Annotated in this window: 17 protein-coding genes; 7 read left to right on the forward strand and 10 right to left on the reverse strand. The window is 73.0% G+C overall.

Going from position 1 to position 10,467, the window contains the following annotated elements; translation table 11 throughout:
* Positions 1–30: 30 nt before the first annotated feature.
* Together ABD308_RS14170 and ABD308_RS14175 are read right to left on the reverse strand one after the other, a co-directional pair.
* Complete coding sequence (locus tag ABD308_RS14170; protein WP_344333447.1) at positions 31–213, reverse strand: DUF397 domain-containing protein; 183 nt, start codon at positions 211–213, stop codon at positions 31–33.
* Positions 210–1,097, reverse strand: a complete 888-nt coding sequence (locus ABD308_RS14175; RefSeq protein WP_344333451.1) for a helix-turn-helix domain-containing protein — start codon at positions 1,095–1,097, stop codon at positions 210–212. The genes ABD308_RS14170 and ABD308_RS14175 overlap by 4 nt, the downstream gene beginning before the upstream one ends.
* 126 nt (positions 1,098–1,223) lie before the next feature.
* Between ABD308_RS14175 and ABD308_RS14180 the strand changes: the two genes are divergently transcribed.
* From ABD308_RS14180 to ABD308_RS14200, 5 genes are all read left to right on the forward strand, one after another.
* Positions 1,224–1,736, forward strand: coding sequence for an ATP-binding protein (locus ABD308_RS14180; RefSeq protein WP_344333455.1), 513 nt, complete (start codon positions 1,224–1,226; stop codon positions 1,734–1,736).
* Positions 1,723–1,917: a hypothetical protein gene (locus ABD308_RS14185; protein ID WP_344333458.1), complete on the forward strand. Its 195-nt coding sequence runs from the start codon at positions 1,723–1,725 to the stop codon at positions 1,915–1,917. The genes ABD308_RS14180 and ABD308_RS14185 overlap by 14 nt, the downstream gene beginning before the upstream one ends.
* A 157-nt stretch (positions 1,918–2,074) precedes the next feature.
* Positions 2,075–2,470 carry a copper chaperone PCu(A)C gene (locus ABD308_RS14190; RefSeq protein WP_344333462.1) on the forward strand — a complete coding sequence of 132 codons (396 nt, stop codon included), beginning with the start codon at positions 2,075–2,077 and terminating at the stop codon, positions 2,468–2,470.
* 29 nt (positions 2,471–2,499) lie between these two features.
* Positions 2,500–2,877 carry a hypothetical protein gene (locus ABD308_RS14195; RefSeq protein ID WP_344333467.1) on the forward strand — a complete coding sequence of 126 codons (378 nt, stop codon included), beginning with the start codon at positions 2,500–2,502 and terminating at the stop codon, positions 2,875–2,877.
* A 30-nt stretch (positions 2,878–2,907) separates the two neighbouring features.
* Positions 2,908–3,336: an I66 family serine proteinase inhibitor gene (locus ABD308_RS14200; RefSeq protein WP_344333470.1), complete on the forward strand. Its 429-nt coding sequence runs from the start codon at positions 2,908–2,910 to the stop codon at positions 3,334–3,336.
* A gap of 69 nt (positions 3,337–3,405) precedes the next feature.
* Here ABD308_RS14200 and ABD308_RS14205 read toward each other — a convergent pair whose 3' ends face one another.
* From ABD308_RS14205 to ABD308_RS14235, 7 genes are all read right to left on the reverse strand, one after another.
* Entirely contained in the window at positions 3,406–3,864 is a 459-nt protein-coding gene (locus tag ABD308_RS14205; RefSeq protein WP_344333474.1) for a TIGR03618 family F420-dependent PPOX class oxidoreductase, read from the reverse strand.
* Between the two features lie 77 nt (positions 3,865–3,941).
* Positions 3,942–4,409: a DUF8189 domain-containing protein gene (locus tag ABD308_RS14210; protein WP_344333477.1), complete on the reverse strand. Its 468-nt coding sequence runs from the start codon at positions 4,407–4,409 to the stop codon at positions 3,942–3,944.
* A 134-nt stretch (positions 4,410–4,543) separates the two neighbouring features.
* The gene (locus ABD308_RS14215) at positions 4,544–4,933 is read right to left on the reverse strand and encodes a RidA family protein (protein ID WP_344333478.1); all 390 of its coding nucleotides are present in this window, start codon (positions 4,931–4,933) and stop codon (positions 4,544–4,546) included.
* A gap of 62 nt (positions 4,934–4,995) precedes the next feature.
* Positions 4,996–5,502: a hypothetical protein gene (locus ABD308_RS14220; protein WP_344333480.1), complete on the reverse strand. Its 507-nt coding sequence runs from the start codon at positions 5,500–5,502 to the stop codon at positions 4,996–4,998.
* A gap of 14 nt (positions 5,503–5,516) precedes the next feature.
* Positions 5,517–6,485 carry a bile acid:sodium symporter gene (locus tag ABD308_RS14225; protein ID WP_344333482.1) on the reverse strand — a complete coding sequence of 323 codons (969 nt, stop codon included), beginning with the start codon at positions 6,483–6,485 and terminating at the stop codon, positions 5,517–5,519.
* Between the two features lie 80 nt (positions 6,486–6,565).
* On the reverse strand, positions 6,566–7,060 hold the full coding sequence (locus ABD308_RS14230) for a hypothetical protein (protein ID WP_344333484.1): 495 nt from the start codon (positions 7,058–7,060) through the stop codon (positions 6,566–6,568).
* 235 nt (positions 7,061–7,295) lie between these two features.
* Positions 7,296–8,171 carry a helix-turn-helix transcriptional regulator gene (locus ABD308_RS14235; RefSeq protein ID WP_344333485.1) on the reverse strand — a complete coding sequence of 292 codons (876 nt, stop codon included), beginning with the start codon at positions 8,169–8,171 and terminating at the stop codon, positions 7,296–7,298.
* Positions 8,172–8,269: 98 nt separating this feature from the next.
* Here ABD308_RS14235 and ABD308_RS14240 point away from each other — a divergent pair, with 98 nt between their 5' ends.
* Together ABD308_RS14240 and ABD308_RS14245 are read left to right on the forward strand one after the other, a co-directional pair.
* A complete protein-coding gene (locus ABD308_RS14240) occupies positions 8,270–9,073 on the forward strand; it encodes an NAD(P)H-dependent oxidoreductase (protein ID WP_344333486.1) in 804 nt (267 codons plus the stop codon).
* Between the two features lie 109 nt (positions 9,074–9,182).
* A complete protein-coding gene (locus ABD308_RS14245; protein WP_344333487.1) occupies positions 9,183–9,833 on the forward strand; it encodes a GNAT family N-acetyltransferase in 651 nt (216 codons plus the stop codon).
* Here the strand turns inward: ABD308_RS14245 and ABD308_RS14250 are convergent.
* Positions 9,791–10,210, reverse strand: coding sequence for a hypothetical protein (locus ABD308_RS14250; RefSeq protein ID WP_344333489.1), 420 nt, complete (start codon positions 10,208–10,210; stop codon positions 9,791–9,793). The two genes, ABD308_RS14245 and ABD308_RS14250, sit on opposite strands and share 43 nt — an antisense overlap.
* Positions 10,211–10,467 lie beyond the last annotated feature (257 nt).

Raw genomic sequence — 10,467 nt, forward strand, 5'->3', positions numbered from 1 at the left:
CCGCCAGGTGCCGAGCGGGGAGACTGGGCGTCAGACCGACTGCGCAAACTCGACGAAGGCCTCCCAGGCCGCCGGCGAGAAGGTGAGGTGGGGACCCGACTTGTCCTTGGAGTCACGGACGAGCACAGCCGACGTCGCCTCCGCGACCTCGACGCACTCGCCGCCTTCGGCGCCGCTGTAGCTGCTCTTGAACCACACCAGATCGCTGCTCATCGCTCTCCCAGAATCTTCTCGATCAACGACAGGGACTCCTGCGGAGTGCACGCCTGGGCCCTGAGGGTGCCGTACCGCGCGTTCATGATACGAACTTCCTCCTGATCCGTGATCAGCCTACTGCTTGTCTGCACCTCGATATAGGCCATCTGCGGGCGGTTCTTCGGGGTGATCAGGATGAACGGGCCATCCACACCGGCGTGCTCTGTGCGGTCCGACGCGAGCACCTGAATCACCATGCCTCGGGTGCTCCCAATCTTCAGCAGGTGACGCAGCTGTGCCTCGTGAACGCCCCAGCCACCCAACGGTCGACGGAGCACGCTCTCGTCGATCACCCAGCTGAACACCGCGCGGGGCCACTTCGTCAGGATCTCCTGCCGCGCCATGCGGGCCGCAACTCGCGTCTCGATGACCTCCTCAGGGAGGATCGGCTGACGCATGGAGAAGACAGCACGCGCGTGGTCCTCGGTCTGCAGGAGTCCCGGGACACCGTACAGGCTGACACAGTGGAGCTCCTCGGCGATCCCCTCCAGCCCCGCGTAGCCGCGGAACCACTCGGGGTGCCGCACACGGGCCTTGGCCTTCGCCTGCTCGATGTCGTCCGCGATGACGAGCAGCAGCCCACCCGCGTCCAGGATCCGCTCCGCCGCCTCCAGCAGCTCCCGCTGCGGGGTCCGCTTCCCCTGCTCGACCGCGCCGATCAGGCTCTCGGTGTAGCCGACCTGCTTGGCGAACTCCTTCTGCGTCAGCCCCGCCCGCTCGCGCAGCAGCTTGATCTGCTTGCCGACCGCCCGCAGGAAGTCCGACACCTCCGACAGGTCCTCGTCGAGCTGCGGCCGCGCCACGTCGCCGCTGTCTCCGCCGGTTCCCTTGATTTCCGTCATGACGACCTCCCCTTTTCCCGGTAACGGCCGACCGCCGTCACTCGACACTTTCCGCACACACACAGGCACTCACCGTGCCCACCAGATGTGCGGTCAGCCTAAGCCCGGGGGGGCAGGCTTTTCCCCATGAAGTCCGAAATTCCCCTCGACGACCCGGAGCCGCGCGCCCACACCGCGCTCCTCACCGCCACCCCCAAGGGAGCCGCCACCGGCCGGCGGGTGGCCAGACAGCAGTTCACCTCCTGGGCCCTCAACTCCCTTTGGCCGGAGGCTTTTCACCACGCGTTGATCATCGTCGCGGAGCTGGCCGCGAACGCGTCCACGCACGGGCGCATGCCGGGGCGCGGGTTCGAGCTGCACCTCTCGCTCACCACCGCGCGCCGGGCGTGCACCACCGTGCTCCGGATCGAGGTCTCGGACTGCCGGGGCGACCGCCGGCCCGTCATCCCCACGGCCGCCTGCCCGCCGGACTCCCAGTCGGGGCGCGGGCTCACCCTCGTCGACGCGCTCGCCGACCGCTGGGGCACCCTTCCCCGGGAACCCGGCGCCAAGACGGTCTGGGCCGAACTCGACCTCCCCATGGCCGAGTTCAAGTCCCCCTCCGACGACCCCTCCCCCACCGACGATGTCGCTGCCTGACCAGAACCCGCACCCCGCCCAGCACAGCCCGGCCGCCGCCGCGGCCTACACCGTCCTCCCGTTCGCCCTGCTCCTCGCGCTGGTCGCCTGGATCTACCCCGTCCTCCAGCACCACCACGACCTCCACCGCCCAACCCCGGCCGCCACGGCGACCGCGACCCCCCAAACCCCCAACCCCTGACCGCCGCACGGGAAGTCGGCCCCGCCGACTTCCCACTCCGCCGGCCGCTTCACTCGATCGGATGACGTTCCCAGGCGATCCTTGCCCGACCGCTCCCGCACGCGATGTGGTGAGCGAACAGGGTCGATGGGCGATCCCTTGACGAGGAGTCATACCGATGAAGACGCCGGTCTCCACCGACATCACGGTCCGTGACAAGTCCGCCTGGGTCCGCTGGCTGCCGAACGCGCTTCCGGCCGCCGGCTACCTCACGCTGGACAACGCCTCGGACCAGCGCCTCGACATCACCAAGGTCAGGAGCCCCGACTACCAGCGCGTCACGATCTACGAGACCGTCGTCGACAGCGAGAGCTCGAAGCTGGTCAAGGTCGACACGGTCACCCTCTCCGCCAAGGGCGGCTTCGCCTTCGTCCCGGGCAAGCACCACCTCCTGTTCGAGAAGCCCACCCACCTGATCACCCCCGGCGACAACGCCCGGGTCATCTTCTTCCTGAGCGACGGCAAGGTCCTCAAGGTCCGGATGCCCGTCCGCACCTCCCCCGAGCTGTACTGACCCCGCCCACGCCACCAGGAGACCGGGACATGACCACGTACCACCTCGACCTCGGCGACGACCGGACCGAAGCACTCGACTCCGTCGCCCAACTCGACCTCGTCAACACGGCGGTCGACCTCGACACCTACCTCACCGGCGACTACAAGGCCCCCATCCCCCTCTGGGGCAGCGTGGTGCTCACCCGTGGCGACGCGCGCAACGAGGCCACCACGCAGTGGGTGGAGGCGGTCGAGAACACCGCCACCCACCAGGACGTCGTCCTCATCGCGGGCGACCCCGGCGACCCCGCCGCCCGCCGCATCCGCCTCACCGACGCCTGGGCCAGCGCCACCTACCACCTGGACGAGGACGACGACCCCGACGCCTTCGCCATCAGCTTCGCCGACATCGCCGTCGAGAAGTAGAACCCGCCGCGAGAAGGACGGACACATCCGATGAGTTTGGACTCCGGTCTCTACACGATCCGCAACGGCGAGGACCTGGTCGGCCGCGCCCTGTACGAGACGCTGGACCTCTCGCCCAAGGCGGTCTTCAACAAGACGGACGACCCGGACGCCCTCTGGGTCGTCGAGGTGCTGCCCAACGGCCGCTACAAGCTGTACGCCAAGGGCGCCCCGACGGCCGTCGAGAACAACATGCCCGCCGGGCCGGTGGTCGCCCTCCTCATCCAGCAGCAGGACGCGGAGGAGTGGGAACTCGCCGCCGTCGACCAGGCCGCGGGGACGTACCAGGTGCGGTCCTCGCTCGGTTCGGTGTGGCTGGTCCCGGAGCCGGGCAAGCACGGACCGATCGAGACCCTCCCCGTCCCCGGCGACGACACGGGATCCCCCACCGTGTTCACCTTCGAGAAGGTCGACCTGTAGGTTCCGGTGCGCGTGGGAAGTCGGCCGGACCGACTTCCCACGCGCACCGGGCGGCCCGGCCGCGCCGTCCTAGCCGGCGATGTCGAGCGCCGTGCCGTACAGCCGCTCCACCTTCAGCCGGACGACCACCCGCCGCTCCGCCACCAGCTGCGCCAGGAACGCGTCCTCGTCCTCCGGCCTCGCGACCTCCGGGACCATCCCGAGCAGTTCCCGGCCCACCGCGTCACCCGGCACGGCCGTGGGCTCGGAGGCCTCGGCCTCACCCTCCGCCACGGCGAACGACCAGACGTCGTCCCCCCGCACGTGCAGCGCCGCGTGCGGGTCGCGCCGCAGGTGCGCGACCTTGACGCGGTCGGCCGTGGTCGACAGGCGCACGATGCGGTCCTGCGGGTCCCAGCTGTACAGCATGGTGGTCAGGTGCGGGTGCCCACTGCGCTTGACGGTGGCGAGCGTGCCGAACTGCTGCCGGGCGAGCAGCTCGGACAGGGCTTCGTCGGACAGCGGCCGGGGTGGTGCTCCTTGAGTCATGCCGTGATCAACATCCGCCCGGGCCGGAAAATTTCACGACCCTTCCGGTGACGCCCGGTCACACTCGGGTGTGGCGACTAGCGGTGCCAGTTGCTCCAGTTCCCGCGCTCGTCGCGCTCCTTGTACCAGCTCTTGCCGTCCGTGCCGCGCACCTTCAGCTGCAGGTAGCCGCCGTCGTGGTCGCTGATGACGGCGTCGGACGTGACCGCGCCGCCCAGCGAGACGACAGGGCTCTTGCCGGTCCGCGGGTCCATCCAGGTGGTCCAGATCGCGTGGTCCGGGCCGACGAAGAACGACTGGTAGGTGCCGTCGTCGAAGTGGTACATGGGGACGCTGAAGCCGTACCCGCCGCCGCAGAGGAACGTGGTGCCGGACCAGCCGATCCAGGGCTCGGCCGTGACGGCCGGCTTCTTGCACATGTAGTTCACCACGCTGTCCACCCGCGCGGCCTGGGCGGTGCCCGTCGCGGCGACGGCGGTGCCCGCCAGCGTGGCCGCGACCACGGCCGACGACGCGACGGCCCTCCCGAACCTCTTCATCCCCATCACTGGCCTCCCGACCTCGGTGTCCGGCCGTTACCGGCCCTTCCTTGATCGTTTCCGGCTCCTCGACGGCACGTCACCACCTACCGGCGAGTAACGGCCGTCCGGCCAGGTCGGGATGCCCGGTCGACCTTCCGTCACTGCCCCCGGCGGCGGGCGTCGACCTCGATCTCGATCCGCATCGCCGGGTCCGCCAGCCCGCACACCATCATCGTGGCCGCCGGGCGGACGTCCCCGAAGGCACCGCGCAGCACCGGCCAGCAGGGCTCGAAGTCCTCGCGCTCCGGCAGCAGGTAGCGCACCCGGACGACGTCGGCGAACGTGCAGCCGGCCTCCTCCAACGCCGCGCCGATGTTGCGCAGGCACTGTTCGGCCTGCTCGACCACGTCGTCGGAGATGGTCATGGTGGTGTAGTCGTAGCCGGTCGTGCCGGAGACGTGGACGCGGTCGCCGTCCACGACGGCGCGGGCGTAGCCGATCCGCTCCTCGAAGGTCGAACCGCTGAGAATGGCGCGTCGCTCGGTCATGCCTGCACGCTAGGCGAGGACCCGGCCTCCTGGTAGTGGCGCCGGGATGTCGTCGGTCACCTTCAGCACGAACGCCGGGCGGACCACTCGCGTTCGGCGACGGCGAGGGCGTGCTCCAGCGTCCCGACGAGGTCCGCCCGGTTCACCGTGACCACCGTGGGCTCCTGCCGGGGCTCGGTGCCCCAGGCTACGCCGCCGCCGTCCCGCACCCGGCAGGCGAGGTGAACCCGGTCGCCGTCGGGGAACGCGAACGCCGTCACCTCGTCGGTGCACTCGCCCCACTCCAGGAAGGCGCAGCGCGGGAGTTCCGCCCGGCAACGCTCGTCGTCGTACATCCAGCTCTCGGCGAGGAGGAAGGACTCGAACGGTGAGGTGAACCCCTCCGGCGGCGCGGCCGGTGCGCGGAAGCGGGCCAGCTCGTCCTTGAGCTTCTTGACCAGCAGCGGCGGGTAGAACGCGTTGTCCCAGGTGTTGACGTGGAGCCCGCCGACGAAGACGTCGACGCACAGCAGGCTCGCGTCCCGCTCGACGTGGAACTCCAGACCGAACCCGGCCCGCGACCCGACCATCACGGTCCCACACCCTACGGGACGAGACGGGGGACGAGGCGGACGTAGGCGACCATGCCGAGGACCTCGACGAGGGTCTGGGCGACCACGACGGAGGCCGCCACCGCGAGGGTGTCCGGCAGGGCGAGGGCGAGCGGGAGGACGACCAGGGAGTTGCGGGTCGCGCCGGTGAAGACGATCGCCCGGGCGGCGCCGGTGCCGAGGCGGAAGAGGCGGGCGACGGCCTTCCCCGCGAACGCCATCACCGCCAGGAACAGCACGTAGAAGGGGACGACGCCCGCGACGTCGGAGAGGCTGTCGCCGAGCTTGGGGACCTGGGAGGCGACCACGGTCAGCAGGGTGGCCGCCATCAGCGGCACCATCGTGGTGGTCGCGGCGTCGGCGGCGCGCCGACCGGCCGGACGGCGGGCCGCCCAGGCCTGGAGCAGCCAGGCGAGGGCGAGCGGGGCGGCGATCAGGGTGAGGAACGCGCGCACGAACGGCCCGGCCTCGACGACGTCGGACAGCTCCGGGCCCAGGAACAGGTAGAGGAACACCGGGAGCAGCAGCATCTGCGCCACCAGCAGCAGCGGGGTGGCGGCGAGCAGGCGGCGGTTGGAGCCGCCGGCCAGGCCGGAGAAGACGATCACGTAGTCCACGCACGGGCAGAGCAGTACCAGCAGCGCCCCGACGCGGACGGCCTGGTCGTCCGGCAGGAAGGCGAACATGGCGGCCACCACGAGCGGGACGACGGCGAAGTTCACCGTCAGCGCGGCGGCCAGGAAGCGGGTGCCGCGCAGCGAGCGCAGCAGTTCGGCGGCGGGCACCTGGAGGAAGGTGACGAACAGCAGCGCGCCGAGCACGGGGTTGACGGCCTGCTCCAGGCCGGGGCCGGCGCCCGGGGCCAGCCCGCCCAGCAGGCCGCCGACGGCCATCGCGGCGAGGTAGACGGCCACTTGGTGCCGTTCCATCCGCTCGACCAGGCCGCTTCCTCGCTGTGCCACTCCCACCGCTCCCCATCGTCGACGCCGGCCGCCGGGGTGGCGGGCCCGGCGTCCATCCTCGCAGGTCAGCCGGGGTCGGCTCAGGTGCCGTCCTGGCAGGAGGCCTTGCGACGCTTGTCGAACTCCTTGGTGGTCAGGAGCTTGTAGTCCCAGTCCCAGCCGCCGGCCGCCCACTTGCCGGCGGGCAGGGTGAGCAGCACGTCGCCGGGGACGGTGACGGTGAGCGCGCGGTCGCGGGCCACCTCGACGGTGTAGCGCTTGTCGGCGCTGACGCCGCCGGGGAGTCGACCGACGGACGTCCAGCCGGGCGGGACGGCGCCGAGGTCGACGGTCTCCAGCGCGTCCGCGGAGGAGCGGCCCTCGCGCGGGCGGACCTCCAGCTTGTCGGTGCCGGGGAAGACCTTGACCCGGACGGCGTGCAGGCGCTCGTCGTGGCACATGCCGGTGCGGACGACGATCCGGCCGCCGTCCAGGCGGACGGCGATCAGCTCCTCCTGCTTCGGCTGCGGGCCGCCGCAGCCGACCATCGCCACCACGGCCACCGCCACCACCGCTCCCACCCCGTGCCGCCGCACCCCGTGCCTCCTCCGCACCCGCCCGATCCGATCCGACCCCACCGATCCTGCCCCACGGGGCTCACGCACCGCGCACGCGGGACCGGCGGAGGGCGTCGAGGGGGGCGTGAGGAGGGGCAGGGGGGGCACCCGCGCGAACGCGGGTGCCCCGGTGCGGGTCAGGCCGGTTCGTCGGCCGGGGTGAGGGCGGGCGGCCAGTCGGCGGGGATCCCGCGGCCACGCCTCCCGTCCGTCGTCAGGCCCCCGCGAGGCGGGCGAGGGCGGTGGCCGCCGCGGCGTCCTCGCCCGGGGAGAAGACGTGCAGCACCAGACCCGTTTCGCCGGGGGCGGCCGGGACGTGCAGGGCGTCGAAGTCCAGGGTGAGGACGCCGGTCAGCGGGTGGTGCAGGCGCTTGCGGCCCGCCGTGCACATCACCACCTCCCCGGAGTCCCAGATCCGGCGGAACTCCACGCTGGCGGACGAGAGTTCGGCGATCAGCGCGATCAGCTCGGCGTCCTCCGGCCAGGTGCCGGACGCCACCCGCAGCTGGCCGACCGCCTCGGCGGCGCGGGCCGCCCACTCGGGGTGGACGGTGCGGGCGGCCTCGTCCAGGAAGAGGAAGCGGGCCTGGTTGCGGTCACGGCGGGCCGGGTCCCCGGCGCCGCCGAGGAGTTCCGCGCCCAGCGGGTTCCAGGCCACCACGTCGAGGCGGTGGTCGGTGACGAAGGCCGGCAGCGCCGTGCCCAGCGCGTCGAGCATCCGGTGCAGCACCGGCCCCACCCGGGGCGTGGGCACCGGCATCCGGCGGCCGCAGGCCAGCGTGTTCAGGTGGCGGCGCTCCGCCTGGTCCAGGCCCAGGGTGCGGGCCAGCGCGTCCAGCACCTCCTCGGACGGCTGGGTGGAGCGGCCCTGCTCCAGGCGGACGTAGTAGTCGACGCTGATGCCCGCCAGCTGCGCCAACTCCTCGCGGCGCAGCCCGCGCACCCGCCGCCGGCCCCCGCCCGCCAGGCCCACCCGCTCCGGGGCGATCCGGCCGCGCCGGGCGCGCAGGAACTCCCCGAGGGCGCGCCGGGGGTCCACGGAGCGGGTGGCGGCCTCTTCGGCGGGGCGGGCGGCGGCAGCGGTGTCCATGCGCTCCAGTATGGGTGGCCCTCGCGGTACCAGGACCGGGAGTCCGCCGGAAACACAGGGACCTGGCTGCGGCGCGCGGCGCGGACGAGGCTGGCGTCATGACCAGCCCCGCAGCACCGCAGCAGCCGTCCGACGAGCGCCCCCGGCGCGTCCTGATCGTCACCGCCCACCCCGAACCGCGCTCCCTCACCGCCGCGCTGGCCGACTTCGCCGTCGAGCGGCTGCGCTCCGCCGGCCACCAGGTGCGGGTCTCCGACCTGTACGCGATGAAGTGGCAGGCCGCCCTCGGCACCGACGACTTCCCCGAGCACCCGGCCGACGCCCGCCTGGAGGTGCTCGCCGCCCAGGGCGAGGCCACCCGCGCCGGACGGCTCGCGGCGGAACTCGCGGCCGAGCAGGAGAAGCTGCGCTGGGCGGACGCCGTGGTGTTCCAGTTCCCGCTGTGGTGGTTCTCGGTGCCGGCGATCCTCAAGGGCTGGATCGACCGGGTGCTCACCTTCGAGTTCGCGCACGGCCCGGCCGTCCCGCCGCCGTACAGCGAGGGCGCGCTCGGCGGCAAGCGCGGGCTGCTGGCGGTGAGCGCCGGCGCGCGCGAGTCGGCGTTCTCGGACCGGGGCGTCCACGGGCCGCTCGCGGACCTGCTGTTCCCGCTGCAGCACGGCGTGTTCTGGTTCACCGGGATGGCGGCGCTCGAACCGTTCGCCGCGTACGGGGCGGCCGGCCTGCCGGAGGAGGGGTTCGAGGCCGTCGCGGAGGCGTACGGGCGGCGGCTGGACGGGCTGTTCACGGAGCCGCCGGTGCCGTTCCGGCGGCTGGACGGCGGCGACTACGGGCGGGACATGCGGCTGCGGGAGGAGCTGGAACGGCCGGGCGCGAGCGGGCTTGAGCTGCACACGCGCTGACCCGGCGACGGAAAATTCGTTGACCAACCGGTCCGGGGAGCGCCACAGTTGCGCGCGTCATCGTTGCGACCGACGCCTCCGGCGTGCCAGCCGCCCCTTTGGAGACCTGATGCCCTTCCCGCTCGACGCCCCGCCGCTGGAGGGCTCGCTGGTCCGCCTGGAACCGCTCGGCCGCCGCCACCTCGCCGACCTCGCGGCGGCCGCCGAGGAGGAACGCGACTCGTACGGCTTCACCGAGGTGCCGCGCGCCGGGGAGATCACCGGCTACTTCGACGCCCACGCCGCGCGCGCCGAGGCCGGGCGGCTCGCGGCGTACGCCCAGGTGGACCGGGTCACCGGGCGGGCCGTCGGCGTCACCTCGTACTGGGACCCGCGCCCCTGGCCGTCCGGCGAGGGCCTCGCCGCGGTCGAGATCGGCTGGACCTGGCTGGCCGCCTCCGCCCAGGGCACCGGGGTGAACACCGAGGCGAAGTACCTGCTGTTCCGGCACGCCTTCGAACAGTGGCGGGTCGCCCGGGTCGACCTCAAGACCGACGCCCGCAACGCCCGCTCGCGCGCCGCGCTGGCCGCCGTCGGCGCCACCTTCGAGGGCGTGCTGCGCAACTGGTCGCCGTCCTGGGCCCCCGGCGAGGCCGGGCGGCTGCGGGACTCGGCGATGTTCTCGATCACCGCCGAGGAGTGGCCGCAGGCGCGGGCCCACCTGGAGCGGCGGATCGCTCAGAAGGACGCCAGGTCGAGCGCTTCGCGCAGCGAGGCGTAGAAGACGCAGAGCAGCAGCCAGACGCCGAGGCCCGCGGTGACGGCGGCGAGGATCCGGCCGAGGCGGCCGCGCCGCTCCCTGGGGCGGCGCAGCTGCCGCACGCCGAGGGCGGTCACCAGGACGGCGGCTGCGCCGAGGGCGTAGGCGAGGGCGGGACTCTGACGGTGGGCCAGCTCGGCGAGGACGAAGGCGCCGGCCAGGGAGGCGGTGGTCAGCAGCGCGAGCAGCGTGCCGCCGACCACTTCGAGGACGAGGTCCCCCAGGAACTCGCCGATCGCGTGGAGGCAGCCGCACAACGGGCCGTGGACGGGGTCGGTCACGGGCGTCGGGTCGCCCGGCTGGTGGACGGGCTGGTCGGCGATGCCCTCGTCGCTCATCGCGCCCCGCCCCCTCGAATCGCGCCCAGGGCCCCGCCCAAGGCCCCCGGCCACGCCGTCGCACGCTAACACGGGGTGGGTCCGTCGGAGGGCGGGCGGGGGCGGCGGGGGCGGGCGCCGCGCGGGGGAGGCAACGGCGGGTGGGTGGCCGTGGACCGCCGGAGCCAGACGGGGGTGGCCGGGGGTGGGCGCCGCACGGGGCCGCTTGGGGGGCAGGCGACGTCAGGCGGCGGCTGTCGTGGACGCCGGACAGCCGG

Origin of the sequence: Kitasatospora putterlickiae (genome assembly GCF_039527695.1) — a bacterium.
Classification (GTDB): Bacteria; Actinomycetota; Actinomycetes; order Streptomycetales; family Streptomycetaceae; genus Kitasatospora; species Kitasatospora putterlickiae.

Excerpts from the sequence above, each read along its gene's own strand:
- ABD308_RS14170 (WP_344333447.1), bottom strand. The coding sequence starts at position 213 with ATGAGCAGCGATCTGGTGTGGTTCAAGAGCAGCTACAGCGGCGCCGAA.
- ABD308_RS14175 (WP_344333451.1), bottom strand. The coding sequence starts at position 1,097 with ATGACGGAAATCAAGGGAACCGGCGGAGACAGCGGCGACGTGGCGCGG.
- ABD308_RS14180 (WP_344333455.1), top strand. The coding sequence starts at position 1,224 with ATGAAGTCCGAAATTCCCCTCGACGACCCGGAGCCGCGCGCCCACACC.
- ABD308_RS14185 (WP_344333458.1), top strand. The coding sequence starts at position 1,723 with ATGTCGCTGCCTGACCAGAACCCGCACCCCGCCCAGCACAGCCCGGCC.
- ABD308_RS14190 (WP_344333462.1), top strand. The coding sequence starts at position 2,075 with ATGAAGACGCCGGTCTCCACCGACATCACGGTCCGTGACAAGTCCGCC.
- ABD308_RS14195 (WP_344333467.1), top strand. The coding sequence starts at position 2,500 with ATGACCACGTACCACCTCGACCTCGGCGACGACCGGACCGAAGCACTC.
- ABD308_RS14200 (WP_344333470.1), top strand. The coding sequence starts at position 2,908 with ATGAGTTTGGACTCCGGTCTCTACACGATCCGCAACGGCGAGGACCTG.
- ABD308_RS14205 (WP_344333474.1), bottom strand. The coding sequence starts at position 3,864 with ATGACTCAAGGAGCACCACCCCGGCCGCTGTCCGACGAAGCCCTGTCC.
- ABD308_RS14210 (WP_344333477.1), bottom strand. The coding sequence starts at position 4,409 with ATGGGGATGAAGAGGTTCGGGAGGGCCGTCGCGTCGTCGGCCGTGGTC.
- ABD308_RS14215 (WP_344333478.1), bottom strand. The coding sequence starts at position 4,933 with ATGACCGAGCGACGCGCCATTCTCAGCGGTTCGACCTTCGAGGAGCGG.
- ABD308_RS14220 (WP_344333480.1), bottom strand. The coding sequence starts at position 5,502 with ATGGTCGGGTCGCGGGCCGGGTTCGGTCTGGAGTTCCACGTCGAGCGG.
- ABD308_RS14235 (WP_344333485.1), bottom strand. The coding sequence starts at position 8,171 with ATGGACACCGCTGCCGCCGCCCGCCCCGCCGAAGAGGCCGCCACCCGC.
- ABD308_RS14240 (WP_344333486.1), top strand. The coding sequence starts at position 8,270 with ATGACCAGCCCCGCAGCACCGCAGCAGCCGTCCGACGAGCGCCCCCGG.
- ABD308_RS14245 (WP_344333487.1), top strand. The coding sequence starts at position 9,183 with ATGCCCTTCCCGCTCGACGCCCCGCCGCTGGAGGGCTCGCTGGTCCGC.
- ABD308_RS14250 (WP_344333489.1), bottom strand. The coding sequence starts at position 10,210 with ATGAGCGACGAGGGCATCGCCGACCAGCCCGTCCACCAGCCGGGCGAC.